Genomic DNA, 24,855 nt, shown 5'->3' with positions numbered 1-24,855 from the left:
AGCCTCCTCTAGAACGTGGCCTTCAGCGTGGCGACGGCGCGGCTGTCGTACAGCTTGCCGAAGTCATGCTGGTCGGTGTCGACATAGCGCAGGTCCAGGGCAAGCTTGTCGGTGATCGCATAGGCCGCACCCAGATTCCAGGTCGCGTAGTCGCCCGAGCCCTTGTAGGTCTGGCGACCCAGAGCGCCCGAAATGCTCCATTTGGCGGCCACGGGATAGCTGCCGTTGACCTCGTAGTAGGTCGCCTCGTCGGCGGCGCCGAAGCTGTCGGGGCTGTAGAACACCGCCCCGCCCAGCGAGCCCTTGCCGGCCGGAACCGAGGCCGCGACCTTGAACTCGGTGTTGGCGTAGTCGGCGCCGTCCGGCTCGTTGACATAGCCGTAGTAGATTACGCCCAGGTCCAGGGTCGCGATGCCCAGGGTCGGCTTGAAGCCGGCATAGAGGTCGATCTCGGCGTCCGTGGAGTCGTTGAAGTCGACGTTGGAGGCCCAGGTCCCGGCGTAGAATTTGCCGGCCGACAGGCCGACGCCGCCGAACAACTGTGGGTTCTCGTCGGTCTGGCTGACGCCCCGGAAGGCGTAGTCGGAGGCGACGCCGACATTGTAGCTCAACTGGACACCCGTCTGGGCGCTGGCCGCGCCGGCCGACAGGGCCAGGGCGCCGGCGGCGATCAGGACGGGGAAAGCGAACTTGCTCATGGAAGAGGTTCTTTCAAAAGGAAACTTGGCGAGCTTCGAAGGACGAGGCTCAGAGAGACTGGGTGGTCAGGGCGACCAGGAAAATCAGGCCGACCGCCCCGACGCCGAACAGCAGGTCGCGAAAGATCGGGCCGGACATCAGGCCAGCCCCAGGGCCGAGATGATCAGATCGATCAGCTTGATGCCGACGAACGGGGCGACCAGGCCGCCCAGGCCGTAGACCAGCAGGTTTTGCGACAGCAGCTTGCCCGCGCCGATCGCCCGGTACTTCACGCCCTTCAGCGCCAGCGGGATCAGGGCCACGATCACCAAGGCGTTGAAGATCACCGCCGACAGGATTGCGCTCTGCGGGCTGTGCAGGCGCATGATGTTCAGCACCCCCAGGGCCGGCAGGGCCACCACGAACATGGCCGGGATGATGGCGAAGTACTTGGCCACGTCGTTGGCGATCGAGAAGGTCGTCAGCGCGCCGCGGGTGATCAGCATCTGCTTGCCCACCTCGACGATCTCGATGACCTTGGTCGGGTCGCTGTCCAGATCGACCATGTTGCCGGCCTCGCGGGCGGCCTGGGCGCCGGTCTGCATGGCCACGCCGACGTCGGCCTGGGCAAGCGCGGGGGCGTCGTTGGCGCCGTCGCCGCACATGGCGACCAAGCGACCCTTGGCCTGCTCCTCCTTGATCAGGCGCATCTTGTCCTCGGGCGTGGCTTCCGCGAGGAAGTCGTCGACGCCGGCCTCCGAGGCGATGGCCGCGGCGGTCACCGGGTTGTCGCCGGTGATCATCACCGTGCGCAGGCCCATGCGGCGCAGGTCCGCGAAGCGTTCCTTGACGCCCGGCTTGACCACGTCCTTCAGGTGGATGACGCCGACCAGGGCGCCGTTCTCGCTGACCGCCAGGGGCGTGCCGCCCGAGCGGGCGATGCGGTCGACGGCTGCGGTCAGTTCGGCCGGGATCAGCTTGGGATCCAGCGCCAGCGAGCGGTAGACGGCGTCCACCGCGCCCTTGCGCCAGGACATGCCGCCGGCGTCGAGGCCCGACTGACGGGTCGAGGCGCTGAAGGCGATGGCGGTCTCGCCCTCCGGCTTGTCGACCGTCAGGCCCTGGTTGCGGCCCAGTTCGATGATCGAGCGGCCTTCCGGCGTCTCGTCGGCCAGCGAGGCGCTGACGGCGGCGCGCAGGGCGGCCTCCGGACGCACGCCGGGCGCGGGGATCACTTCGGTGGCCATGCGGTTGCCGAAGGTGATGGTGCCCGTCTTGTCCAGCAGCAGGGTGTCGACGTCGCCGGCGGCTTCCACCGCCCGGCCCGAGGTGGCCAGGACGTTGTGCTTCATCAGCCGGTCCATGCCGGCGATGCCCACCGCCGAAAGGAGCCCACCAATCGTCGTGGGAATGAGCGTGATGAACAGCGCGCCCAGCACCAGCGGATCCAGGGCCACGCCCGAGAACTTGCCCAGGCCCAGCAGGGTGACGACCGCGATCAGGAAGATCAGGGTCAGGCCCGCCAGCAGCACGGCCAGGGCGATCTCGTTGGGCGTCTTGCGACGGTCGGCGCCCTCGACCATGGCGATCATGCGGTCCAGGAACGTCGAGCCCGGCGAGGCGGTGACGCGCACCTTGATCCAGTCGGAGACCACGGTGGTGCCGCCGGTGACGGCCGAGCGGTCGCCGCCGCTTTCGCGGATGACGGGGGCGCTCTCGCCGGTGATGGCCGCCTCGTTGACGCTGGCCATGCCCTCGATGATCTCGCCGTCGGTCGGGATCACGTCGCCGGCCTCGACCAGGATCACCTCGCCCGGGACCAGCTTGTGAGCGGCGGTCGGGATGACCGTGCCGGTCTTCTCGTCGATGATCAGCTTGGCGTTGGTGGTCACGCGGGTGGCGCGCAGGCTGTCGGCCGCGGCCTTGCCCCGGCCCTCGGCGACGCTCTCGGCCAGGTTGGCGAACAGCACGGTGGCCCAGAGCCAGGCCGCGATCTGGACGGCGAAGCCCGCAGCCTGGTGCTCAGCCACCGCCGCGACGGCCGAGACCGTCGACAGCAGGGCCACGATCCAGGTGGCGAAGATCACCGGATTGCCGGTCAGCTTGCGCGGATCCAGCTTGACGAAGGCGTCCTTGGCCGCGCGGGCCAGGATGGGGGCGGTCAGCCCCCCGGCCAGGGTGGCCGGCTTGCGCCGGGCCTCCCCGGCTTGGACATCGATGGAAGTCATCTTCAAATCGCCTTTGCGATCAGTGGAGGCTGGCCACGGTCGCCAGCACCTGGAAGTGCTCGACGATCGGACCCAGCGCCAATGCGGGGAAGAACTGCAGGCCGCCCAGGATCAGGATCACGCCGATCAGCAGGCCGATGAACAGGCCGCCGTCGGTGGGCAGGGTCCCGGCCGAGGGAGCCAGTTTCGGCTTGGCCGCCAGCGAGCCGGCCATGGCCAGAACCGCGACGATGGGCAGGAACCGGCCCATGGCCATGGCCACGCCCAGGGTCGCGTCCCACCAGGGGGCGTTGGCGGTGAGGCCTGCGAAGGCCGAACCGTTGTTGGCCGTGGCCGAGGTGTAGGCGTAGAGGATCTCCGAAAAGCCGTGCGGGCCGCTGTGCATCAGGCCCTTCAGCGCCTCGGGCAGCACCGCGGCGATGGCCGAGAAGCCTAGGGTGGCCACGGGAATGGCCAGCACCGCCAGGATCGACAGCTGCACCTCGCGAGCCTCGATCTTCTTGCCGAGGTATTCCGGCGTGCGGCCCACCATCAGGCCGGCGACGAACACCGACAGGATGGCCATGACGATCATGATCGCGATGCCCGAGCCGATGCCGCCGGGCAGAATCTCGCCCAGGTGCATCAGGAACATCGCCATGCCGCCGCCCAGCGGCATCAGGCTGGAGTGCATGCCGTTGACCGAGCCGTTCGAGGCGCCGGTGGTCATGGCCACCCAGGCGGCCGTGGCCGGCGCGCCGAAGCGGGTCTCCTTGCCTTCCATGTTGACCGCGGCGTCGACATGGGCGGCGACCAGGGCCGGAGCGGCTTGGGTTTCGGTCAGATAGACCGTCGCCGCGCCGGCCGAGAGCAGGATCATGCCGGCCATCACGAGGGCGCGAATGTCCTTCTTGGCCAACACGCTACGGCCGAAAGCGAAGAACGCGGCCCAACCCAGCACGTTGATCGAGATCGCCGTGATCAGGTTGGTCAGCGGCGTGGGGTTCTCGAACGGGTGCGCGGAGTTGGCGTTGAAGACGCCGCCGCCGTTGATGCCCAGCATCTTGATGGCCTCCTGCGAGGCCACGGCGTAGAGCGAGATCTTCTGGTCGGCGCCTTCCAGGGTGTGGGCGGTGACGCCCGCCGACAGGGTCTGGGGCATACCGAGCGCGACCAGCACCACGGCCACCACGAACGACAGCGGCAGCAGCACGTAGAGGGTGGTGCGGATCAGGTCGGCCCAGAAGTTGCCGACGCCCTCGCCGCGATTGGCGACGAACGCCCGGGCCAGGGCCGCGGCGATGGTCGCGCCGGTGGCGGCCGAGACGAAGTTCTGGGTGGTCAGGACCAGCATCTGGCTCAGCGCCGACATGGTCGTCTCGCCGGCGTAGCTCTGCCAGTTGGTGTTGGTCACGAAGCTGATGGCGGTGTTGAACGCCAAGTGCCCGGACAGGCCCGGGAAGCCTTGCGGGTTTAGCGGCAGCACGCCTTGCAGGCGCAGCACCGCATAGACCAGCAGGAAGCCGATGAAGTTGAACGCCAGCAGCGCGCCGGCATAGCCGAGCCAGGTCTGGCTCTTCTTCGGATCGACGCCGCAGGCGGTGTAGAAGAAGGCCTCGAACGGCCGAAGAACGGGATCGAGCCAGGTGCGCTCCCCGTTCCAGACCCGAGACATGTACGAGCCCAGCGGCCAGCCGATCGCGACCGCCAGGCCCAGGGTCAGGGCGATTTCCGCCCAGCCTTGCCAATTCATGAGATCAGTTCCGTCAGAACTTGTCGGGTCGCAGCAGCGCCACGACCATGTATGCCGCGACGACGAACGCCCCGGCTCCCCACAGCACGCTCACCAGCATGGTCACACGCGCCTCAATGCAGCGGCGAAAGCGGCGAAGGCCAGAAACAGCCCGCCGCCCAGCGCCAGAAAGAACAGATCAGCCATCTACGGCCTCCAGCTAACTTGGCTGGAACAGGACCACGGAGGCGCGTAAGGGCTCCATGCGGATGGAGCCCTGGGACATAAGGGGAGCGTAAAGGGGCGTCAGACCGTGAAGCGCAGGCCGTCGTAGGCCGGCTCGACGCCCGGCGGAAGTTTCGCCGCCAAGGCGTTGAAATCCAGGTCGATGTGCAGGTTGGTCAGGATGGCGCGGCGTGGCTTGGCGCGGGCGATCCATTCCAGGGCCATTTCCACCGTGGCGTGGGTGGGATGCGGGGTCCAGCGCAGGGCGTCGACGATCCAGACGTCCAGGTCCTCCAAAGCCGCCCAGCTGTCGTCGGGAATGCGCACCACGTCGGGCGTATAGGCCACCCCGCCGATCCGGTAGCCGACCGCGCGGATCTCGCCGTGGTCGACGTCGAAGGTTGTCACGGGGATCGCGCCGCTAGGACCCTGGATCTCCCAGGGCTGGCCGTGGGGCGGAATGGCCTGGGCGTCGCAGATGGCCGGATAGCCGCCCCGGGTCTGGAAGATGTAGTCGAACCGCTGGGTCAGGTTGGCGGTGGTGGCCGCGTCCATATAGGTCGGCACCCGTCGGCGGCTGTTGAGGAAGAACGGGCGCAGGTCGTCGATACCGTGGGCCTGGTCGGCGTGGTCGTGGGTGAACAGGCAGGCGTCCACCCGCTTGATCCCCGCCGCCACCGCCTGCAGCCGGAAGTCGGGCGCGGTGTCGACCACCACGGTGGTGTCGTGCTCGGCCCCCTGCCCGCCCAGGCGTCGGGCCAGGATCGAGCAGCGGGTGCGGGTGTTCTTCGGTTCGGCGGGGTCGCAGTCGCCCCAGTTGCCGTCGGCGCGCGGCACGCCGCCGGACGAGCCGGAGCCCAGGATCGTGAACTCCAGCGTGCCGGTCATGTGCGCGGGATCCGGTCGAACAGGGCGAAGAAGGCGTCCTCGGTGCGCTGTTCGGCGTCGGCCCGGGTCCAGCCCCGGATTTCGGCCAGCTTGTCCAGCACGTGGGGCAGATAGGCCGGCTCGTTGCGGCGGCCGCGCATCGGCACGGGGGCCAGGTAAGGGCAGTCGGTTTCCAGGATGATCTTGTCGGCCGGCATGTCGGCGATGATGTCGCGTACGTCCTGGGCCTGCTTGAAGGTGGCGATGCCCGAGACCGAGAACCACGCCCCCAGCGCCGCCGCCCGCTTCGCCAGCTCCGCGCCGCTGGTGTAGCAGTGCATCAGGATCTTGAACGGCCCCTTGGCGTGTTCCTCTTCCAAGATCGCGCCCATGACCTCGTCGGCCTCGCGGGTGTGTACCACCAGCGGCAGGCCCGTCTCGCGCGCCGCCGTCACGTGGGCGCGGAACACGTCGGCCTGCACCTCGCGCGGGCTGAGGTCGTAGTGGAAGTCCAGGCCTGTCTCGCCGATGCCGACCACCTTGGGGCGCGCGGCCAGCTCGACCAGGCGCGCGGTGGTCAGGTCGACGTGGTCCTTGGCTTCGTGCGGGTGGGCGCCGACCGTGCACCAGATGTCGTCGTGAGCCATGGCGATGGCGTGGACGGATTCGAACGACGGAATCTTGTCGCAGATGGTGACCATCAGTTCGATCCCGGCGGCGCGGGCGCGGTCGATGACGGCGTCCTGGTCCTCGGCGAACTGATGGGCGTGCAGGTTTACGTGGCTGTCGATGAGCATGCGGTCACATGGCCGCCCGGGCGGCGGCGCGCAAGTCCATGATCGCGGTCCAGAAGACGTCGGCGCGGTCCAGGTTCACCGCTTCGGCCTCGCCGGGCATGCGGGTGATCTTCTCCCAGGCCGCCACCCAGCGGTCCAGGCCCGCCGGAACGCGCTCGCCGGCCATGCCCGTGGCCATGGCGTGGATCTGGTCGCCCAGGCGGTCGAACAAGAGCTCGAACCGCGCCGCGCCCTCGGCGCCCTTGAAGGTGTCGGCCATGGCCAGCAGCGCGCCCTCATCAAGCTCGGGCAGCTTGCGCAGGATCTCGCTGGCCGCGTCGTCGGCGGCGATGGCCCCGGCGGCGGCCAGCTGCAAGGCCCGGCCCGGCGCGCCCTTGGCCATGCGCGCCAGCCGGTCGGCCTCGTGCGGCGAGACCCCCGCGCGGTCCTGGACCATGGACGCGGCCAAGTTCGGGTGCGGCGCGGGCACCACCAGGCGCCGGCAGCGCGAGCGGATGGTCGGTAGCAGTCGGCCAGGCGAATGGCTGATCAGCAGGATCACGCCCCGGGGCGGCGGCTCTTCAAGAGTCTTCAGCACGGCGTTGGCGGCGTTGACGTTCAGGTCGTCGGCCGCGTCGATGATCGCCACCCGATAGGGCGAAATCGCCGGCGAGTTGGCGAAGAAGGCCGGCAGCAGCCGGGCCTCGTCCACCGGGATCGACTTGCGGGCCTTGCCGTCGTCCGTCTCGCGCTCCAGCACCATCAGGTCGGGATGCGAGCGGGCGGCCACCTGGCGACTGACGACGTCGCTGGGCGACGAGCCCAGGGTTCCGAACGCGGGATCAGGCCGCGCGCCCAGCAGTCGTCGGGCCATGCGATAGGCCAATGTCGCCTTGCCCACGCCCTCGGGGCCGGTCAGCAGCCAGGCATGGTGGAGTCGGCCGCGATCCAGGGCGTCCAGGAACGCCAGTTCGGCGGACTCCACGCCCTCGATGGCGAAGACGTCGCGGGGATGGGGCGGCGCGTCCATGACCTAGAGGCCCAGTCGTATGGAAACGGCGTTCCAGACGTCGGCCCAGACCGCTTCGACCGCGTCGTCGGCCTCGATGACCACGCAGCGCTCCGGCTCGCGGCGGGCGATCTCCAGGAAGGCTTCGCCCAGACGCTTGTGGAATTCCAGGCCCTTGGATTCGAAGCGGGCTTCGCCGCCCCGGGCCAGGGCGCGCTCCAGCCCGACCTCGGCCGGGATGTCGAACACCAGGGTCAGGTCGGGCGTCGTGCCGCCCAGGACGTGCTCTTCCAGCGCCTTGATCAGGCCGATGGGCGCCTCGCCGCCGGCGCCCTGATAGGCGCGGGTGCTGTCGGCGAAGCGGTCGCACAGCACCACGGCGCCGCGTTCCAGGGCCGGCCGGATCACGCGTTCGATGTGGTCGCGGCGCGCGGCGTACATCAGCAGGGTCTCGGTGACCGGCGACCAGCGGTCGACGTCGCCGTTCAGGATCAGGTCGCGGATCTGCTCGCCGCCGGGGCTGCCGCCCGGCTCGCGGGTCAGCACGACGTCGAAGCCGTCCGCCTTCAGGCGTTCGGCCAAGCGGCGGATCTGGGTGGACTTTCCAGCCCCCTCGCCGCCCTCGAAACTGATGAAGGTTCCACGCGTCACGGGCTTCAAATCGGCCGTAACGCCCGTCTTGTCCAGACCCGTTCGTCGCGGAGTTTAGGGACGCAGCACCGTCGCGTCGGAAAAGCCCAGACCGGCGACGCGATCGCGCATGCCGAAGGCTTCGGCCTCGTCGGGACCGGCCTCGACCACCACGCGGTAGAGCACCCCCTGCCCGCGCTGGACCGGCTCGACCGAGGCGCCGCCCAGGCGGGCGGCGGCGCGCTCGGCGTTGTCGCGGCTGGCGAACGAGCCGGCCTGGACGCGGTAGGCGCTGGCGGTCGTCGCGGGCGGCGGCTGGTAGGCGGGCACGGGCGTCGACGACGGGGTGGAGGCCACGAAGTCCGGATCGGCGGCCTTGGGCGGCGGCGGCGGGCCGTAAGCGGCCTGGGCCGGCGGCAACCCGCCCGCATAGGTGCGTGCGGGCGGCGGCGGCTCTTGGCTTGGGAAGGACGGCGCGGCCGAGGCGTACTGGCGACGCTGCTCGAACGGCTTGGCCTTGCCGGCGGGACCGATATAGCGGACCCGGACGCGGGCGATGCCGGCCCGGCCATAGCCCAGCTGCTCGGCGGCGGCCTTGGACAGGTCGATGATCCGGCCGTCGACGAAAGGCCCGCGGTCGTTGACCCGCACCTGCATCTTGCGGCCGTTATCCAGATTGGTGACCTCGACGATGCTGGGCAACGGCAGGGTCTTATGGGCCGCCGACGGCAGGTCCATGTCGAAGATCTCGCCGTTGGCGGTGCGGCGGTTGTGGAACTGCTCGCCGTACCAAGAGCCGATCCCCTTCTCGTCGTAGTCCGGATCGGCCTTGGGATAATACCAGACGCCCTTGATCTGATAGGGCTTCTCGGTGCCGCGCAGCCCCTGGGTCGAGCCGGGCGGCGGCGGACCGTTATAGGGCTTGGCGCTGGAGGCCGCGCTGGGCGGCAGCCGGGTGGGCAGCGGCGTGGCGCAGGCGGCCAGGGCCACGCAGCCCAGCAGGACCATGGCCATCGTGCGCAGAAAGCGCAATTCGCCGCGCGCTTCGCCTCCCATGCCCGAACCTGCTCCTGAAATGTCCGTTTTCACTCGCTAGAGTGGTTCAGGAGGCTTGAGGTCCGGTTAATCACAGGTGCGACCAATGAGACCGGGAAACGACTAGAGCCGGCGCGCGACCGCTGATATAGCCCCCTGCTCCGGGCAGGTGGCCGAGTGGTTTAAGGCAGCGGTCTTGAAAACCGCCGTGGGTGAAAGTCCACCGTGGGTTCGAATCCCACCCTGCCCGCCAGATCCAGAATTCCTTCGGGCGATCCCTGATCGGCGGAGCACGAATGAAGATCAGCGACTTCGTCTTCCATCATTCCGAGGGTTACGGGCCTGGCCTTCGGTATGCCTGTCGGGTTCGCGTTTTCGCGCCGACGCAGGGCGAACCGGTCGCGGTGCTGACGAATCTGGATCTGGGCATCGGAACCTCGGTGACGAACGCCGTGGAGCGGATCATCGGAAAGCTGGTCCAGCGTGGTCATGCGCCTTCCTGCGCCAGGTTCGTCGAGCACTACGAAGAAACGAACCTTCCCGTCGCAACCTTCGATCTCGTCGAAATTCTCCCGTCCGGCCTCCCGAGCTGGACCTCGCTGACGTTGGACCAGGTCGTCGCCCTGTCCGGCTGCGAGCCAGAGGAGTTGACCCGCCCTACCCTCCGCGATTTCCGACTCGTCGCGGAGATCGATCGCGTGAGGCAGATCATGGATCCCCACGCGGACCTTCCTCATGCGCCTCCGCGCAAGGTCATCGAGCGCAGGTTGGCCATCGAGGCGGGTATGGTTTCGAAGGCCAGCCTGGTCGAAGCGGTGGAAGCCGGGCACGGCGAAAGGAAACTGCAGGCGCTTATTGGCCAGGACCTTTCGTTGCTGGGCGAGGTCTACGGTCTGCCGCACGACGAATACATCTGCTTTCCGGAGTTCCAGATCGGAGAGGGCCGTGTCGATTTCGCTGTCTTCACCAGTCGGAGCCGCATGGAGGTCATTCTGATCGAGATCAAAGGCGCCGACTTCAACTTCATGGGCGTCAGTGGCTACAGGTCGTTCAACGCCAGGATCAATGTCGCAGCCGACCAGATCCGGCAGCGATACCGGCAGATATACGAGTCCGGTTCGGATTTTCGGCGCGAGCTCCACGAGATTCGCCAAATGGCGGAGGTTGGCGACAGCCGGCGGCGGGCGTTCCTCGGGCCCTACACGCCGCTCGAGGTCGATCCGAACAAGGACATCGACGTCTATGGCGTGGTGATCGGCGGGCGCTCGCGGGATGACTTGGCGGAAAGCCGAAAGCGGCACGAGTACGAAATCGGCTCCACGCCTCGCATTCGCGTGCATTCCTGGGATTCCTGGTTGAATCGTCTGCAGAGGGAGTGACGTCGCCTGTCGGTGAAGGCTTGCCATGGTGGCGCGAGAGTCTACTGAACGGCCGTCTTCGCCTCCGCTGTCCGAGATCTGCCTGATGTCCCAGTCCGTCCACGCCGCCGTCTACGGCTTTCCGCCCTTCGACGTGGTCGAGGCGCCCGCAGGCGCGGTGCAGGTCTCGCCGCTGGTCGCTGGGGCGAGCGACCTGGCCGACTTCGCCGAGGGCTCGCTGGAGGAGATCGTGATCCTGGCCCCACCTGGCGTGGCCGAGCGCCGCTACGTGCTGGCCCAGGCCCTGCGGGCGCTGAAGGTCGAGGGGCGGCTGACCGTCCTGGCCCTCAAGGACCGGGGCGGCATGCGGATGAACAAGGAGCTGGTCGCGTTCGGCTGCGTGGTGGGCGAGAGCGCCAAGCGCCATCACCGCATCTGCGTGGCCCTGAAGCCCGCCAACCCGACCGGGCTCGAGGCCGCCATCGCCGAGGGCGCGCCGCGCCGCCTGGACGGCGACGGCCTGTGGACCCAGCCCGGCGTGTTCAGCTGGGATCGCCTGGACCCCGGCAGCGCCCTGCTGCTGAAGTCCCTGCCGCCCCTGAGCGGCGTCGGGGTCGACTTGGGCTGTGGCATCGGCGTTCTGGCCCACGCCGTGCTGGCCTCGCCCAAGGTGACCAAGCTGACCCTGATCGACCTGGACCGTCGCGCGGTCGAGGCGGCCAAGCGCAATGTCGACGATCCGCGCGTCGAGGTGCTGTGGGCCGACGCCCGCCGCGCCGCCGACCTGGCGACGGGCCTGGACTTCGTGGTCAGCAACCCGCCGTTCCACGAGGGCGGCGGTGAGGACAAGAGCCTGGGCCAGGCCTTCATCAAGTCGGCTGCCGCCATGCTCAAGAAGGGCGGCGTGCTGTGGATCGTCGCCAATCGCCACCTGCCCTACGAGGCGGTGCTGAACGAGCTGTTCAAGAACGTCCGCCCGATCGCCGACGGCGGCGGGTTCAAGGTTTACGAGGCCCGCAAGTGACGAAAGCGCTGATGGCGCGTCTGGATCGCCTGCTGGCCAATCTCGGCTACGGCAGCCGGCGCGACGTCCAGGCCCTGGTCGCGGCCGGCAAGGTCGTGCTGGACGGCGTGGCGATCAAGGACTCGGGTCAGAAGATCGCCGTCGCCGCCGACCTGCCGCAGAGGATGAAGATCCGGGGCGTTCCCGTCGATCCGCCCGCGCCCTTGGTGCTGATCATGAACAAGCCCCTGGGCGTGGTCTGCTCGCATCGGGAGGACGGCGAGCGGATCTACGACCTGCTGCCCAAGCGCTGGCAGATCCGCGATCCGGCCCTGTCCAGCGTGGGGCGGCTGGACAAGGACACCTCGGGCCTGATCCTGATCACCGACGACGGCGACTTCCTGCACCGGGTCATCTCGCCCAAGCGCCACGTGCCCAAGATCTATCGCGCCACGCTGGACCGGCCGCTGGCCGGAACCGAGGGCGAGGTGTTCGCCGCCGGAACCCTGATGCTGGAAGGCGAGGAAAAGCCGCTGCTGCCGGCGAGCCTGGAGGTGCTGGGCGAGCGCGAGGCGCGGCTGACCATCACCGAGGGCCGCTATCATCAGGTGCGCCGGATGTTCGCCGCCGTGGGCAATCACGTGGTCGCCCTGCACCGCGAACGGATCGGCGGGATCGCCCTGCCCGACGACCTGGAGCCCGGCCATCACCGCATCCTGACGGCGGCCCAGGCCGAGGAGGTCTTCGATGTCTGAAGAGCGCCTGATGGACGCCCGGGGGCACCGCTGCCCCGTCCCGACCCTGCGCCTGCGCCGGGCTCTTGAGGAAGCGCCGCCTGGTGGCCTGGTGCGCCTGCTGGCCGACGATCCGCTGGCTCGCATCGACGTGCCGCATTTCGCCGCCGGCGTCGGGGCCACGGTGCTGGAAGTGGTCGACGCCCCGAACGGCGCGATCAGCTTTCTGGTGGCGAAGGCGCCTTGAGGGCGATGGCCTTGGGCCCCTCCAGCAGGGCCCGGGGCCGCTCGTCGAGCGCGATCTCCATCTCGGTGGCCAGGGCCCCGCCGTAGAACACCGCGTTGACGCTCCACGACAGCCAGATCAGGAAGATGATCACCGCCGAGATCGAGCCGTAGGTCGCGCCCAGATGGGCCACCTGCTCGACATAGAAGGCGCTGGCCCACGACATGAACATGCACATGACCGCCGCGGCCAGGCCGCCGGCCATCGAGGCGCGCCAGCCGACGGGCGCGCGCGACATGGCGTAGCGATAGATCAGCGTCATGCCGAACAGCAGGCCCACGGCGGCCCACGTCCATTCGCTCTGGATCCACGAGGCGCCGGCCAGGGGGCGCAGGTCCAGGGTGCTGGCCAGCAGCCGGAAGATCAGGAACACGCCCGACATCACGAACAGCAGGCCGAAGGCGGCGACCAGCACCAGCAGGGCCATGAAGTTGAAGCCGAAGAAGCCGCGCTGATCCTCTTCGTCATGGATGAACGACAGGCCCGCCAGCAGGGCCTTGAAGCCGCGATGGGCGGCGTAGAGACCGATGATCAGCACCACGGCGCTCTGGGCCGAGATGGCCTTTTCCGGCGCGTGGGCCAGGCGGGCCAGCTCGCTCTGGAAGATTGGGCGGGCGCCGGACGGCATCAGAAAGGCCAGCTTGTCGGCTTGGTAAGCAGCCTGCTCGGGCGTCAGCAGCAGGCTGAACAGGCCGATCAGGATCGCCAGCCCCGGGAACACCGCCAGCAGGATGAAGAACGAGGAGCCGCCGACATAGAGCATCACGTCACGGCCCCACAGTCGCTGTAGGGCCAGACCCAGGACGCGCAGAATCTCGCGCGCCCAGTGGATGGGATCCAGGTCGAGGTCCCGAAAGCGAATACGGTCCTGGGGGGATTTCATCGGCGGAAACTGGCCTCGGCGCCGCTTCGACGCAAGCGCGTGGCTCAAAAAACATGGGTTTCAAGCACAAAGGCCCGCCGCTTCAGGGAAAGCGGCGGGCCTCCGCAGGACGAACCTGAACCGATCGCCGCATCGAGGGACGGGTGGCGCGACGGCCGGTTGCAGGATCAGGTTTAGAACCTTGCGGCTGAACCGGACCTGAATGGTTTCGGCGCCATCCCGTCAGCTATCCTCAGAGCGCGCCCTGCTCTTTCAGAGCGGTGATGGCTTCGGCCGAGAAGCCCCAGTCGCCGAGGGCGGCGTCGTTGTCGCCGCCGATCTTCGGGGGCGGGCCCTGGACCGCGCCGGGCGTGGCCGAGAAGCGCGGGGCGGGCGCCGGCTGGATCACCCCCGCCACCTCGACGAAGGTCTCGCGGGCGGCGTTGTGCGGATGGGCCGGGGCCTCGTCCATGGTCAGGACCGGGGCGAAGCAGACGTCGGTGGCGTCCATAATCGCGCACCATTCGTCGCGGGTCTTGGCGGCGATGACGCCGGCCAGCTTCTCGCGCAGCTGAGGCCACTCCTCGCGGCTCATCTGGTGCTGGAACTGCGGGTCGGTGATCCCCGTCTTTTCAAGCAGCAGCAGGTAAAACTGCGGCTCGATCGAACCGATGGAAATCCATTTGCCGTCGGAGCATTGGTAAGTGTCGTAGAAGTGCGCGCCGCCGTCCAAGAGGTTGGCCCGCCGCCCCTCGCCCCACATGCCGCCCGCCTTGAAGCCGTAGAACATGGCCATCAGCGAGGCAGCCCCGTCGCTCATGGCGCAGTCGATCACCTGGCCCTGGCCTGTCGCTCGCGCGTGGATCACCCCGGCCAGCAGGCCGAAGGCGAGATAAAGCGCCCCGCCCCCGAAATCGCCCACCAGGTTCAGCGGCGGCACGGGCTTGTCCTGCGTGCCGATAGCCGCCAGGGCGCCGGTGATGGCGATGTAGTTCATGTCGTGGCCGGCGGCCTTGGCGTAGGGCCCGGTCTGGCCCCAGCCGGTCATGCGGCCGTAGACAAGCTTGGGATTGCGGGCCAGGGCGACGTCGGGTCCGAGACCCAGCCGCTCCATCACGCCGGGCCGGAAGCCCTCGATCAGGCCGTCGGCGCTTTCCATCAGTTTCAGGCAGGTCTCGACGGCCGCCGGCGACTTCAGGTCCAGGGCCACCGAGCGGCGGCCCCGGGCTGTGACGTCGGCGGGCGAGCTGCGGCCCGCGCCCTTGCGGTCGATGCGGACCACGTCGGCGCCCAGGTCCGACAGCAGCATGCCGCAGAACGGTCCCGGCCCGATCCCGGCGAATTCCAGCACCTTCAGGCCCGAAAGCGGTCCCTGCGCCATCACGTCCTCCCGGCCGACTCTCGCGGCGTTGTCCCTGGCTTTCACTAGAGCGACGCTGACCCTTCGTCAGGCAAGCGCGATGTTCACAGCCCTGCGGCGATGCGTACCTATGAGCCCGTGCGGCCTCTGCTATGTTGCAGCGTCGAATCTCGAGGACGCCGCGTCGTCGAGCGATACCGGTATCCTGGGCGGAGGCTTGAGTTGGCGGTGAACGCCCGAATCCTGATCGTGGCGCGCGACGATGCTCGCGCCGGACCGCTGTCCGAGGGGCTCGACAAGCTCGGCTGGCGCACGATCACCGCGCGCGGTCCCTACGCCGCCCTCGCCGCCCTGGGTGACCTGAACATCGAGGCCGTGATCGTCGACCTGGAGAGCGCCGGTCCCGACGCCCAGTCGCTTTCGCGTCGCCTCAAGGCCGCCGTGGCGCCACGCCGCCTGCCGGTGATCGCCATCGGCGAGCCCGGCGTGGAATCCAACACCCAGGCCTTCGACCTGACCCTGTCGCCGCCGCTGCACCCGGCCCAGGCCGTGCTGCGCCTGGAGTCCCTGGTCCGCACCGCCATCGCCGAGGAAGAATTCGAGCTGCGCCTGGCCACCTTCGGAGACCGTGGCCGGCGGCTGGACCTGCCCGAGCCGCAGTCCGAGCCCTTCCGCGTGCTGGCCATCGGCGAGCCCGCCCCCCAGTTCCTGGCCCTGTCCAACGCCCTGACCCGTAGCGGGGCCGACGTGGTGGGCGCCTTCACCGCCTATACGGCCTTCGACTATCTGCACGAGCGCGCCTTCGACGCCGTGGTGCTGTGGGCGGGCGACAACCAGCAGGAAGCCCTGTCGATCGCGGCGGGCATGCGCCGCAACACCCGCCTCTTCCATATCCCGGCCCTGCTCTATCTGAAGGCCGCCAGCTACGTGACCATGTCGGAGGCCTTCCATCGCGGGGTGTCCGACGTCGCCTCGCCGGAGACGGCCGAGATCGAGACCGCCAAGCGTGTCATCGAGTTGGCCCGCAACTATCGCCGGGGCGAGTCCATTCGCGGCGCGCTGGAAAAGGCCCGCAGCTCGGGCCTGATGGACGCCGCCACGGGCCTCTTCACCCGCGACCTGTTCGCGGCCCACCTGGTGCGCCTGGCCGGAGCCGCCCGCGAGCGCGCGCGGCCGCTGTCGATCTGCGTGCTGCGCGTGGCCGACAAGCCCGAGACGGTCTGGGCCCGGCAGAACGGCTGGCTGGACCGCGCCATCCCGCAGATAGGCTCGATGGTCGGACGCCTGGTCCGCGTCGAGGACACCGCCGCCCGCCTGGCGCCCGAGGTCTTCGCCCTGGCCCTGCCCGCCACCGGCCAGGCCGCCGGCCGCGCCGCCGCCGAGCGGATCGCCGCGGTGATCGGCTGCACGGCCTTCGACGCCGGCGACGACCGCGCGCCGTTCGTCTGCGAGTTCGACATCGGCGTGGCCCAGATCGAGGCCGGCGAGAGCGCCGTCCACGCTCTGGAACGCGCCGCCGCCCAGGCCCTGCAGCGCCGCAGCGCCTGACGGCGCTTGTCGAAAGGCCCGCGCGGCCTTACCTCCGGCGGGCCTGAACAGGAGACCGCCATGGGCCAGCCGCTGCTTATCGACCTCGTCGCGGACGTCGTCTGTCCCTGGTGCTATCTGGGCTGGCGGCGGGTGAAGTCGGCCGTCGCCTTGCGCCCCGACGTCGAGCCGCTGATCGTCTGGCGGCCCTATCAGCTGGACCCGACCCTTCCCGAGGAAGGTGTTGACCGCAAAGCCTATATGGCCGGCAAGTTCAAGGACGCCTTGAAGCTGAAGGCCGTCCACACCGCCCTGGTCGAGGCCGGGGCCGAGGAAGGCATCGTCTTCGACTTCGACGCCATCGCCCTGTCGCCCAACACCTCGGCCGCCCACCGGCTGATCCGCTGGGCCCACGGCCAGGGCGTGCAGGACGCTGTGGTCGAGGGACTCTTCGCCGCCTATTTCACGCAAGGCCGCGACATCGGCGATCCCGTCGTGCTGGCCGACATCGGCGAGGCCGCGGGCATGGACCGGGTGCTGATCCTGAAGCTGCTGTCGGAAGGCGCGGACAAGGAGACCATCGCCCGCGAGCACGCCATGGCCGTCCAGGGCGGCATCACCGGCGTGCCGTTCGCCATCTTCGGCGGCAAGCTGGCGGTCGTGGGCGCCGAAAGCCCGGAGAACATCGCCGAGGCCATCGACAAGGCGCTTGAACAGGCCGCCTAGGCGCGCCAATCCTTGCGCAGGGGAAGCCGCGCGCGTCGCGGCCAGTAGTCGGGGCGTACCATGAACCATTCCATGATCCAGACGGCGATCACCATCGCCGTGGTCGGGCTCGTCTTCGCGCTGCGGTTCCGCAACCTCAATCGCGAGCGAAGGCTGAAGCTGGAGTTCATGTGGATCCTGCCGACCCTGCTGGTCGTGGCCATGGTCTTCGCCCTGCTGCAGTTCCCGCCCCACGGCTCGGACTGGCTGTGGCTGGGCGCCGTCTTCGCGGTCGGCGCGACCGTAGGCTGGTGGCGCGGCAAGCTGATCCCCATCGCCATCGACCCGGAAACCCACTTCTTGAACACCAAGCCCTCGCCGGCCGCGATCCTGTTCCTGCTGGGCCTGTTCGTGGTGCGCTTCGCCCTGCGGGCCGTGCTGGAGACCGAGGCCTCGGTCTGGCATCTGAACGCGGCCCTGGTGACCGACGGCTTCATCGTGCTGGGCGTCAGCCTTATGGCCGTGTCGCGTGTCGAGATGGCGCTGCGGGCCTGGGGCCTGCTGCGCGAGGCGCGGGCGGCCAAGGCGGCCGCCGTCGCCTAGGATTCCAGCGTCGCCTTCATCGTCGCGCAGCCCAGGTCCATGAAACCGGCCACCTGCGTCGCGGCCGCGTGAGGCAGCAGGTCGGCCGTCCAGACGATGCGGCTGCCCTGCCCTTGCGCCAGCACCTGCATGGCGCCGTTGTGGTGGCTGAGCAGACTGCTCCCGACCACCGACCAGACGAGGCGGCGGGTCTCGTCATCGACCGCGACGATCAGCTCGCGCGCGACCTGGCCGTTGGCGAAGGTGACGACCCGGGCCTCGCCATCCACTTGGCAGTCGGTCAGGGCGCCGGGGCACAGGCGCTGATGGACGGCGCCCCAGTCGCGCACGGCGTCCCAGACTTGATCCGGCGACAGGGCGATGTCGACGGACTTGGTGATCGTGGCCATGGGAAGTCTCCTCCTGAGATTTTCCGACCTTGGCAAATCCGCGCCGGATCGGCTGGCGGGATCCGGACCCGGTCACCCCCTTTCGCCTATCTAAGCCGTGAGCGATCCGTCGGCATGAGGCGCAGGCGCTGGATCACGCCGCGTCTGGAGACCACGCCGAAGCCATCGCCCAATCCGGCCCGTTCGGCGCGAACCAGATGCTCGGCATGGGCGGCCGCGTCGGCGAAACGGGCGATCCAGACCAGCACCGGCTCGTTCTCGCGCACCGGCAGGCGGGGAAAGGTGTTCTCGGCGGCCTCGGTGACCATCCAACCCGCGACCGAGGCCCCGACCGCCTCCAGGGCGGGACGGATCTCGGCCTCGAAGCGAGCGGCGAAATCGGGCTCCGGCGGGCCGTCCAGGGCCTGGATCGTCACGCCGATCAGGGCGGCGGGGCCCAGGTCCGCGCCGACGGGCAGGCGCGGCGGCAGGTCGAGGCGCGCGGCGGTCACCGGCGACTTCAGTAGCAGGACGTCGTCATTGTCGGCCAGGGTGGCGTTGGCCGCCTCGCGATGGGCCTGCCAGACCGGCCCGCCGTAGAAGCCCTCCAGCGAGGCCTTGCGGGCTTCCATGCCCTCGAAGCCCCGCATCCAGACGAAGTGGCCGGGCGCGTCCAGATCACGGAACTGACCCAGCAGGCTCATGCCGTGGGCCTCCTGGCTCTCGACGAATTCGCGCTCGAACAGGTCGATCAGCTCGTCGCGCCGCCCCGGCTTCATCCGGTATTGGCGCAGTTCGACAACCGTCTGGAAGGTCATGGGAATCCCCGTCGCTGATGTGACGGGGATCTAAGGCCAGCCTGCTGACATCCGCTGTCAGCTACCGCCAAGCCTCACGCCGCCTTGGCCAGTTTCACCAGCTGCGAGAGGATCTTCTCGGCCGCGTCCAGGCGCTGGGCAGGCGTATCCCATTCGCCCTTGACCACCACCTTCTGGTCGGGACGGGCCTTCCAGATGATGCTGTTCTTGGCCACGAACTGCACCAGGGCCAGCGGATTGGCGAAGGTGTCGTTTCGGAAGCTGAGCACCGCGCCCTTGGGTCCGACGTCGATCTTGGCGACATTGGCCTCGCGGCACATGCCCTTGATGGCCACCACCTTCAGCAGGCTACCGGTCTCGGGCGGCAGCGGGCCGAAGCGGTCGATCATCTCGGCGGCCAGGGCTTCGCGGTCGTCGGCCTTCTCGGCTTCCGACAGGCGGCGGTAGAGCGACAGGCGCACGTTCAAATCCGGCACGTAGTCGTCGGGGATCATCACGGCCGCGCCGGTGTTGATCTGCGGCGACCAGCCCCGGTCCTCCAGCAGGGCCTCTGCCCCCTGGCGCTCGCGCAGCTCGGCGACCGCGTCTTCCAGCATCTGCTGGTAGAGCTCGACCCCGATCTCCTTGATGTGGCCGCTCTGCTCGTCGCCCAGCAGGTTGCCGCCGCCGCGCTGGTCCAGGTCGTGGCTGGCCAGCTGGAAGCCGGCGCCCAGGCTGTCCAGCGACTGCAGCACCTTCAGGCGCTTCTCGGCCGACAGGGTGATCTGCTTCTCGGCGGGGGTAGTCAGATAGGCGTAGGCCCGGGCCTTGGAGCGGCCCACCCGACCCCGGATCTGGTAGAGCTGGGCCAGGCCGAACATGTCGGCGCGGTGGACGATCAGGGTGTTGGCGCTGGGGATATCCAGGCCGCTCTCGACAATGGTCGTGGCCAGAAGCACGTCGTACTGGCCCTCGTAGAAGGCCGTCATCACGTCTTCCAGCTGGGTCGGGGCCATCTGGCCGTGGCCGACCACGTACTTCACCTCGGGCACCTGGGTGCGGAGGAACTTCTCGATGTCCTCCAGGTCCTTGATGCGCGGCACCACGTAATAGGCCTGGCCCCCGCGATACTTCTCGCGCAGCAGGGCCTCGCGCAGGGTGACCGGGTCGAACGGGCTGATGTAGGTGCGCACCGCCAGGCGATCGACCGGCGGGGTGGCGATGATCGACATCTCGCGGATGCCGCTGAGCGCCATCTGGAGCGTACGGGGGATCGGCGTGGCCGTCAGGGTCAGCATGTGCACGTCGGCGCGAAGCTCCTTGAGCTTCTCCTTGTGCTTGACCCCGAAGTGCTGCTCCTCGTCGACGATCACCAGGCCCAGGTCCTTGAACGAGACCTGCTTGGAGAGCACCGCGTGGGTGCCGACCACGATCTCGAACTGGCCGTTGGCCAGGCCCTCGCGGGTCTCGGCGGCTTCCTTGCCGGTGACCAGGCGCGACAGGCGGGTCACCTTCACGGGCCAGCCCTGGAAGCGGTCCTTGAAGGTCTTGTAGTGCTGGCGGGCCAGAAGCGTGGTCGGGCAGACCACGGCCACCTGCTTGCCGCTCATGGCCACCACGAAGGCGGCGCGCAGGGCGACCTCGGTCTTGCCGAAGCCCACGTCGCCGCAGATCAGCCGGTCCATCGGCTTGCCCGAGCCCAGATCTTCCAGGACGTCGGCGATGGCCGACAGTTGGTCGTCGGTCTCTTCGTACGGGAAGCGGGCGCAGAATTCGTCGAACACGCCGTGCGGCGGGTCGGTCTCTTCCACGGACTTCAGCTGGCGGGCGGCGGCGATCTGGATCAGACCCTCGGCCATGACCCGCAGGCGCTCCTTGGCCTTCGCCTTGCGCCCCTGCCAGGCCGCGCCGCCCAGCTTGTCCAACTGGACGTTCTCGCCGTCGGTCCCGTAGCGGGTCAGCAGGTCGATGTTCTCGACCGGCAGGTAGAGCTTGGCCTCGCCGCCGTACAGCAGGTCCAGGCAGTCGTGCGGCGCGCCCTGGACGTCGAGGGTCTTGAGGCCCTCGTAGCGGCCGATGCCGTGGTCGATGTGGACGACCAGGTCGCCGGGCGTCAGGGCGCTGGCCTCGGCCAGGAAGTTGGCGGCGCGGCGCTTCTTGCGCGGCCGGGCCAGGCGGTCGCCCAGGATGTCGGTCTCTGAGATGACCGCCAGGGCCTCGGTCTCGAAGCCGTGGTCCAGCGGCAGGACCACCCGCTGCGGTGTCTTGGGGTCATTGGCCTTGGCCGCCTGCCAGTAGCCGGCATAGGGAATCTTCTTCAGGCCGTGGTCGGCCAGCATGGTCCCCAGGCGTTCGGACGAGCCCTCGGACCACGAGGCGAACAGCACGCGTTTTCCCTCCCCGGCCAGCTTCTTGGCATGGTCGGCGGTGGCCTCGAACAGGTTGACGCTGTCCTGGGCGCGTTCGGCGGCGAAGGTGCGGCCCAGCTTGGCGCCCAGGTCGACGACGTCGAGCCCTTGGGGCTGGAACGGCGTGAACTTGCGGTTGGGACGGTCCTCGACGGCCTGGTCCCATTCCTTGGCGGTCAGGTAGAGGGCCTCGGGCGCCAGCGGGCGATAGGCCGACTTGCGGTCGGCCGAGGCGCGGGCGTCGTAGGCGTCGGCGATCATCGCCAGGCGCTCGTCGCGGGCTTCGGCCGCCTGGTGGTCGATGCCGACCAGCGCGCCGTCCGGCAGGTAGTCGAACAGGGTGGCCATCCGCTCGTAGAACAGCGGCAACCAGTGCTCCAGGCCCGCGCGGCGGCCGCCCTCGCTGACCGTGGCGTACAGCGGATCGTCGCCCGGCGCGCCGAACTGGCGGATGTAGCCGGCCCGGAACCGCGAGACGCCGTCCTTGTCGAGCAGGGCCTCGCTGACCGGCAGCAGCTGGATCTCGCGCAGCTGCTTGGTCGAGCGCTGGGTCTCCGGATCGAAGGCGCGGATGCTCTCCAGGGTGTCACCGAACAGGTCCAGCCGCACCGGCTCCTCGGCGGCCGGCGGATAGACGTCGATCACCCCGCCGCGGATCGCGAACTCGCCGCGCTCGGAGACAGTGGAGGCGCGGACATAGCCGTTGATGGCGAAGTAGCGCTCCAGATCCTTCACGTCGACGACCTCGCCGACCTTGGCCGAATAGCTGGCGCGCAGCAGGACCGACTTCTCGGGCACGCGCTGCAGCAGGGCCGGCGCGGCGGTGACCAGCATGGCCGGCTTGGACTGGCCCAGGCCCTCGGCCAGGCGATGCAGCGTGGCCATCCGCGTAGCGGCCACCCCGGCAGACGGGCCGATGCGGTCGTAGGGCAGGCAGTCCCACGAGGGGAACAACACCGCCTCGATCTCGGGGGCGAAGAACTTGAGGGCGTCGATGAAGGCGCTGGCCCGAGCGGTGTCGCGAGCCACGAAAGCGGTCAGCCCACCGCGCGCCCGGGCGATGTCGGCCATGACCAGGGCGTCGAAGCCTTCCGGCGCGCCGGCCAGGGTCAGGCCGCCCGAGGCCTTGGCGATCTGTTTGGCGTCGTAGGCCATGGAAACTCTTCGATGACTGGTCGGCGACAACGTCGCCGGTACTGATGTCGTTGCTAGAAAACGCTCGCGATGGACGCGCTACATTCCATCCCCGATCGGCCGCGAGGCATGCGCCTCGTAGCGGAAGGTCTTGATCAGGGTCAGGACGTCGGTGTCGAACTTGGCCGGGGTCGGCTCCTGGCCGACGATCCAGGCGTAGATCTCGCGATCCGACTCCTCCATCAGGGTTTCGAAGGTGTCGAGCTGCTCGGGCGTCAGGTTCGGCCCATGGGTGTCCGCGAACGGCCCCAGAATGAGGTCCGCTTCCCGAAATCCGCGATGCCAGGCCCGGAACTTCAGCCGCCGGAGGCGGGAGTCGTGATCGATGGTCATGTGACCGGGGATATAGAGCGCTCCAGGCCCTTGCGCCAGCGGCGCCTTGCGCATCACGGGCTGCGCCTGTAGGCGCGGATCATGGCCGCATTGATGATCCAGGGCTGTGGTTCGGACGTGGGCAAGTCGACCCTGGTGGCGGGGCTATGCCGGCTGTTCGCCAATCGCGGCCTGACCGTGCGGCCCTTCAAGCCGCAGAACATGTCCAACAATGCCGCCGTCACCCCTGACGGGGGCGAGATCGGCCGGGCCCAGGCCCTGCAGGCCATCGCCTGCCGCACGCCGTTGTCGGTGCACATGAATCCGGTGCTGCTAAAGCCCCAGAGCGACGTCGGCGCTCAGGTGATCGTGCGTGGCAAGGTGGTTGGGGCCTACAAGGCGCGTGCCTTCCAGGGGCTCAAGCCCGACCTGCTGGCCACCACCGTCGAGAGCTATCGCCTGCTGGCGGCCGAGGCCGACCTGGTGCTGGTCGAGGGCGCGGGCAGCCCGGCCGAGACCAATCTCCGCGCCGGCGATATCGCCAACATGGGCTTCGCCCATGCCGCCGACGTGCCGGTCGCCCTGGTCGGCGACATCGACCGGGGACACGTGATCGCCGCCCTGGCCGGGGCGCACCTGGTGCTGGACGCGGCTGACCGCGACCGCATCAAGGGCTTCATCATCAACAAGTTCCGAGGCGATCCTTCGTTGTTCGACGACGGCCGGCGCGAGATCGTCGCCCGCACCGGCTGGCCGGACCTGGGCATGGCGCCGTGGCTGGCCCCTGCCCGCGCCTTGCCCGCCGAGGACGCCGTGGTGCTGGAGCGGCCCGTCCGCGCCGACGGCGACAAGCGGGTGCGGATTGTCGTGCCGATGCTGTCGCGGATCGCCAATTTCGACGAGTTCGACCCGCTGCGGGCCGATCCGGACATCGACTTCGCCTTCCTGCCGCCCGGCACGCCCGTGCCCGGCGACGCCGACCTGGTGATCCTGCCGGGCACCAAGGCCACTCTGGCGGACCTGGCCTTCCTGCGCGCTCAGGGCTGGGACATCGACATCCTGGCCCATGTCCGGCGCGGCGGGCGGGTGCTGGGGGTCTGCGGCGGTTACCAGATGCTGGGGCGCGTCGTGTCCGACCCGGAGGGGATCGAGGGCGCGCCCGGCTCGGCGGCGGGGCTGGATCTGCTGGACGTCGAGACCGTGCTGCTGGGCGACAAGGTGCTGCGGGCGGCTTCGGGCCGTTTGGTCGACGGCGGCGCGGCGTTCACGGGCTACGAGATGCACGTCGGCCGCACCGCCGGTCCGGGCGCGGCGCGGCCGATGCTGACCTTCGACGGCGGGGCGACCGACGGCGCGGTCTCGGCCGACAGGCGGGTAGCGGGCGCCTATGTCCACGGCCTGTTCGAGCGTGGCGAGGCGCGGGCCGCCCTGCTGGCGCCCCTGGGCGTGGTGGTTTCGCCCACCGATCATGCGGCCCGGGTGGACGAAGCCCTGGACGAGATCGCCGCGATCCTGGAGCGGTCGCTCGACATCGACGCTATCGGGCGGATCGCGGGGCTGTAACGCTCTGGCGTCACACGAACGAAGCGACCACACTGACGGTCGTCGCCTTGTTCAGGAGTTCGTCCATGCGCGCCGCTTTGGTTTCCGCCGTCCTGCTGCTGGGCCTGGCCCAGCCCGCCCTCGCCGCTCCGGCCGTGTCAGAGGTCAAGGTCTCCATCGGTCCGGAACTGGCCAAGAAGGTCGACGAGATCGGGACCCGCGACTTCGACATCCTGACCGCCGAACTGCGTCGCAGCGTCGAGCGCAAGACCCCGCCGCGTCCCGGCGGCGGGACCCTGAACCTAGTCATCGAGGACGCCAAGCCCAACCGCCCCACGCCCCAGCAGATGGCGGCCACGCCCGGCCTGTCGTTCGAGAGCTTCGGCGTCGGCGGGGCGCGGATCGGCGGTGAGTATGTCGATGCGGCTGGCAAGAGCACGCCCATCGCCTACAGCTGGTACGAGACCGACATCCGCTGGGCGCGCTACGGCTCGACCTGGCACGACGCCGAAAACGCCTTCGACCGCCTCGCTGAACGTCTGGCCAGGGACCAGTTCAGCGACAAGCGCTGAGCTTGGCCGTGAAACGAACGTTTCAATGTGGCTTGCCAGCGGGGCCGACACGGCGTCTGATCGCC

Annotated in this window: 24 protein-coding genes and 1 tRNA gene; 10 read left to right on the top strand and 15 right to left on the bottom strand. The window is 69.1% G+C overall.

All coding sequences use genetic code 11. The annotated features are described in order from the left end of the window. Window positions 1–8 precede the first annotated feature (8 nt). The 9 genes from AC07OA_RS10065 to AC07OA_RS10025 form a co-directional block, all read right to left on the bottom strand. A complete protein-coding gene (locus tag AC07OA_RS10065) occupies window positions 9–698 on the bottom strand; it encodes a TorF family putative porin (RefSeq protein WP_494663654.1) in 690 nt (229 codons plus the stop codon). Window positions 699–836: 138 nt separating this feature from the next. Then, a complete protein-coding gene (gene kdpB, locus AC07OA_RS10060) occupies window positions 837–2,906 on the bottom strand; it encodes a potassium-transporting ATPase subunit KdpB (protein ID WP_494663653.1) in 2,070 nt (689 codons plus the stop codon). Window positions 2,907–2,925: 19 nt separating this feature from the next. Beyond that, window positions 2,926–4,638 carry a potassium-transporting ATPase subunit KdpA gene (gene kdpA, locus AC07OA_RS10055; protein WP_494663652.1) on the bottom strand — a complete coding sequence of 571 codons (1,713 nt, stop codon included), beginning with the start codon at window positions 4,636–4,638 and terminating at the stop codon, window positions 2,926–2,928. A 13-nt stretch (window positions 4,639–4,651) separates the two neighbouring features. Beyond that, complete coding sequence (locus AC07OA_RS10050; protein WP_494663651.1) at window positions 4,652–4,744, bottom strand: potassium-transporting ATPase subunit F; 93 nt, start codon at window positions 4,742–4,744, stop codon at window positions 4,652–4,654. Between the two features lie 179 nt (window positions 4,745–4,923). Further along, entirely contained in the window at window positions 4,924–5,730 is an 807-nt protein-coding gene (locus tag AC07OA_RS10045; RefSeq protein ID WP_494663650.1) for an MBL fold metallo-hydrolase, read from the bottom strand. Continuing rightward, a complete protein-coding gene (locus tag AC07OA_RS10040; protein WP_494663649.1) occupies window positions 5,727–6,506 on the bottom strand; it encodes a TatD family hydrolase in 780 nt (259 codons plus the stop codon). Before AC07OA_RS10040 ends, AC07OA_RS10045 begins: the two co-directional genes overlap by 4 nt. Before the next feature lie 4 nt (window positions 6,507–6,510). Further along, window positions 6,511–7,515, bottom strand: coding sequence for a DNA polymerase III subunit delta' (locus AC07OA_RS10035; RefSeq protein WP_494663648.1), 1,005 nt, complete (start codon window positions 7,513–7,515; stop codon window positions 6,511–6,513). A gap of 3 nt (window positions 7,516–7,518) precedes the next feature. Next, window positions 7,519–8,145, bottom strand: a complete 627-nt coding sequence (gene tmk / locus AC07OA_RS10030; RefSeq protein WP_494663647.1) for a dTMP kinase — start codon at window positions 8,143–8,145, stop codon at window positions 7,519–7,521. A gap of 54 nt (window positions 8,146–8,199) precedes the next feature. Next, a complete protein-coding gene (locus AC07OA_RS10025) occupies window positions 8,200–9,180 on the bottom strand; it encodes a septal ring lytic transglycosylase RlpA family protein (protein ID WP_494663646.1) in 981 nt (326 codons plus the stop codon). Window positions 9,181–9,322: 142 nt separating this feature from the next. Here AC07OA_RS10025 and AC07OA_RS10020 point away from each other — a divergent pair. From AC07OA_RS10020 to AC07OA_RS10000, 5 genes are all read left to right on the top strand, one after another. Next, window positions 9,323–9,412: transfer RNA gene (locus AC07OA_RS10020), tRNA-Ser, on the top strand. Between the two features lie 43 nt (window positions 9,413–9,455). Beyond that, window positions 9,456–10,538 (top strand): Shedu immune nuclease family protein, encoded by a 1,083-nt coding sequence (locus AC07OA_RS10015; protein WP_494663645.1) that lies wholly within the window; start codon window positions 9,456–9,458, stop codon window positions 10,536–10,538. 85 nt (window positions 10,539–10,623) lie between these two features. Then, window positions 10,624–11,541: a class I SAM-dependent methyltransferase gene (locus AC07OA_RS10010; RefSeq protein WP_494663644.1), complete on the top strand. Its 918-nt coding sequence runs from the start codon at window positions 10,624–10,626 to the stop codon at window positions 11,539–11,541. After that, window positions 11,538–12,275, top strand: coding sequence for a pseudouridine synthase (locus AC07OA_RS10005; RefSeq protein WP_494663643.1), 738 nt, complete (start codon window positions 11,538–11,540; stop codon window positions 12,273–12,275). Before AC07OA_RS10010 ends, AC07OA_RS10005 begins: the two co-directional genes overlap by 4 nt. Beyond that, window positions 12,268–12,501 carry a sulfurtransferase TusA family protein gene (locus AC07OA_RS10000; protein WP_494663642.1) on the top strand — a complete coding sequence of 78 codons (234 nt, stop codon included), beginning with the start codon at window positions 12,268–12,270 and terminating at the stop codon, window positions 12,499–12,501. The genes AC07OA_RS10005 and AC07OA_RS10000 overlap by 8 nt, the downstream gene beginning before the upstream one ends. Here the strand turns inward: AC07OA_RS10000 and AC07OA_RS09995 are convergent. Together AC07OA_RS09995 and AC07OA_RS09990 are read right to left on the bottom strand one after the other, a co-directional pair. Further along, window positions 12,473–13,423 carry a YihY/virulence factor BrkB family protein gene (locus AC07OA_RS09995; RefSeq protein WP_494663641.1) on the bottom strand — a complete coding sequence of 317 codons (951 nt, stop codon included), beginning with the start codon at window positions 13,421–13,423 and terminating at the stop codon, window positions 12,473–12,475. The two genes, AC07OA_RS10000 and AC07OA_RS09995, sit on opposite strands and share 29 nt — an antisense overlap. A gap of 232 nt (window positions 13,424–13,655) precedes the next feature. Next, window positions 13,656–14,783, bottom strand: a complete 1,128-nt coding sequence (locus tag AC07OA_RS09990; protein WP_494663640.1) for a CaiB/BaiF CoA transferase family protein — start codon at window positions 14,781–14,783, stop codon at window positions 13,656–13,658. A gap of 201 nt (window positions 14,784–14,984) precedes the next feature. On the opposite strand from AC07OA_RS09990, the gene AC07OA_RS09985 reads away from it, so the two are divergent. Genes AC07OA_RS09985 through AC07OA_RS09975 form a run of 3 tightly spaced genes read left to right on the top strand, consistent with a single transcriptional unit; the run spans window position 14,985 to window position 17,597 of the window. Continuing rightward, window positions 14,985–16,310, top strand: a complete 1,326-nt coding sequence (locus tag AC07OA_RS09985) for a diguanylate cyclase domain-containing protein (RefSeq protein WP_494663639.1) — start codon at window positions 14,985–14,987, stop codon at window positions 16,308–16,310. A gap of 60 nt (window positions 16,311–16,370) precedes the next feature. Then, window positions 16,371–17,015 (top strand): DsbA family oxidoreductase, encoded by a 645-nt coding sequence (locus AC07OA_RS09980; RefSeq protein WP_494663638.1) that lies wholly within the window; start codon window positions 16,371–16,373, stop codon window positions 17,013–17,015. A gap of 60 nt (window positions 17,016–17,075) precedes the next feature. Continuing rightward, window positions 17,076–17,597: a CcdC protein domain-containing protein gene (locus AC07OA_RS09975; RefSeq protein WP_494663637.1), complete on the top strand. Its 522-nt coding sequence runs from the start codon at window positions 17,076–17,078 to the stop codon at window positions 17,595–17,597. Here the strand turns inward: AC07OA_RS09975 and AC07OA_RS09970 are convergent. From AC07OA_RS09970 to AC07OA_RS09955, 4 genes are all read right to left on the bottom strand, one after another. Then, window positions 17,594–17,986, bottom strand: a complete 393-nt coding sequence (locus tag AC07OA_RS09970) for an SRPBCC family protein (RefSeq protein WP_494663636.1) — start codon at window positions 17,984–17,986, stop codon at window positions 17,594–17,596. The genes AC07OA_RS09975 and AC07OA_RS09970 overlap by 4 nt on opposite strands. An 86-nt stretch (window positions 17,987–18,072) precedes the next feature. Further along, entirely contained in the window at window positions 18,073–18,783 is a 711-nt protein-coding gene (locus AC07OA_RS09965) for an NIPSNAP family protein (protein WP_494663635.1), read from the bottom strand. 74 nt (window positions 18,784–18,857) lie between these two features. Further along, window positions 18,858–22,325 carry a transcription-repair coupling factor gene (mfd, locus tag AC07OA_RS09960; protein WP_494663634.1) on the bottom strand — a complete coding sequence of 1,156 codons (3,468 nt, stop codon included), beginning with the start codon at window positions 22,323–22,325 and terminating at the stop codon, window positions 18,858–18,860. 78 nt (window positions 22,326–22,403) lie between these two features. Then, the gene (locus AC07OA_RS09955) at window positions 22,404–22,697 is read right to left on the bottom strand and encodes an FAD assembly factor SdhE (RefSeq protein WP_494663750.1); all 294 of its coding nucleotides are present in this window, start codon (window positions 22,695–22,697) and stop codon (window positions 22,404–22,406) included. Between the two features lie 81 nt (window positions 22,698–22,778). Between AC07OA_RS09955 and AC07OA_RS09950 the strand changes: the two genes are divergently transcribed. Together AC07OA_RS09950 and AC07OA_RS09945 are read left to right on the top strand one after the other, a co-directional pair. Continuing rightward, window positions 22,779–24,239 (top strand): cobyric acid synthase, encoded by a 1,461-nt coding sequence (locus AC07OA_RS09950; RefSeq protein WP_494663633.1) that lies wholly within the window; start codon window positions 22,779–22,781, stop codon window positions 24,237–24,239. A 65-nt stretch (window positions 24,240–24,304) separates the two neighbouring features. Then, complete coding sequence (locus AC07OA_RS09945) at window positions 24,305–24,790, top strand: DUF3313 domain-containing protein (protein ID WP_494663632.1); 486 nt, start codon at window positions 24,305–24,307, stop codon at window positions 24,788–24,790. Window positions 24,791–24,855 lie beyond the last annotated feature (65 nt).

The sequence above is a fragment of the Caulobacter sp. GW821-FHT09B08 genome (assembly GCF_059418225.1).
This window is presented reverse-complemented; position numbering and strand designations above follow the sequence as displayed.

Coding starts and splice junctions, on each gene's coding strand:
- AC07OA_RS10000 (WP_494663642.1), top strand. CDS start 12,268: ATGTCTGAAGAGCGCCTGATGGACGCCCGGGGGCACCGCTGCCCCGTC.
- kdpA (WP_494663652.1), bottom strand. CDS start 4,638: ATGAATTGGCAAGGCTGGGCGGAAATCGCCCTGACCCTGGGCCTGGCG.
- AC07OA_RS10010 (WP_494663644.1), top strand. CDS start 10,624: ATGTCCCAGTCCGTCCACGCCGCCGTCTACGGCTTTCCGCCCTTCGAC.
- AC07OA_RS09990 (WP_494663640.1), bottom strand. CDS start 14,783: ATGGCGCAGGGACCGCTTTCGGGCCTGAAGGTGCTGGAATTCGCCGGG.
- AC07OA_RS10045 (WP_494663650.1), bottom strand. CDS start 5,730: ATGACCGGCACGCTGGAGTTCACGATCCTGGGCTCCGGCTCGTCCGGC.
- AC07OA_RS09945 (WP_494663632.1), top strand. CDS start 24,305: ATGCGCGCCGCTTTGGTTTCCGCCGTCCTGCTGCTGGGCCTGGCCCAG.
- kdpB (WP_494663653.1), bottom strand. CDS start 2,906: ATGACTTCCATCGATGTCCAAGCCGGGGAGGCCCGGCGCAAGCCGGCC.
- mfd (WP_494663634.1), bottom strand. CDS start 22,325: ATGGCCTACGACGCCAAACAGATCGCCAAGGCCTCGGGCGGCCTGACC.
- AC07OA_RS10025 (WP_494663646.1), bottom strand. CDS start 9,180: ATGGGAGGCGAAGCGCGCGGCGAATTGCGCTTTCTGCGCACGATGGCC.
- AC07OA_RS10065 (WP_494663654.1), bottom strand. CDS start 698: ATGAGCAAGTTCGCTTTCCCCGTCCTGATCGCCGCCGGCGCCCTGGCC.
- AC07OA_RS09970 (WP_494663636.1), bottom strand. CDS start 17,986: ATGGCCACGATCACCAAGTCCGTCGACATCGCCCTGTCGCCGGATCAA.
- AC07OA_RS09950 (WP_494663633.1), top strand. CDS start 22,779: ATGGCCGCATTGATGATCCAGGGCTGTGGTTCGGACGTGGGCAAGTCG.
- AC07OA_RS10040 (WP_494663649.1), bottom strand. CDS start 6,506: ATGCTCATCGACAGCCACGTAAACCTGCACGCCCATCAGTTCGCCGAG.
- AC07OA_RS09955 (WP_494663750.1), bottom strand. CDS start 22,697: ATGACCATCGATCACGACTCCCGCCTCCGGCGGCTGAAGTTCCGGGCC.
- AC07OA_RS09995 (WP_494663641.1), bottom strand. CDS start 13,423: ATGAAATCCCCCCAGGACCGTATTCGCTTTCGGGACCTCGACCTGGAT.
- AC07OA_RS09980 (WP_494663638.1), top strand. CDS start 16,371: ATGGGCCAGCCGCTGCTTATCGACCTCGTCGCGGACGTCGTCTGTCCC.
- AC07OA_RS10015 (WP_494663645.1), top strand. CDS start 9,456: ATGAAGATCAGCGACTTCGTCTTCCATCATTCCGAGGGTTACGGGCCT.
- AC07OA_RS09975 (WP_494663637.1), top strand. CDS start 17,076: ATGAACCATTCCATGATCCAGACGGCGATCACCATCGCCGTGGTCGGG.
- AC07OA_RS10035 (WP_494663648.1), bottom strand. CDS start 7,515: ATGGACGCGCCGCCCCATCCCCGCGACGTCTTCGCCATCGAGGGCGTG.
- AC07OA_RS09965 (WP_494663635.1), bottom strand. CDS start 18,783: ATGACCTTCCAGACGGTTGTCGAACTGCGCCAATACCGGATGAAGCCG.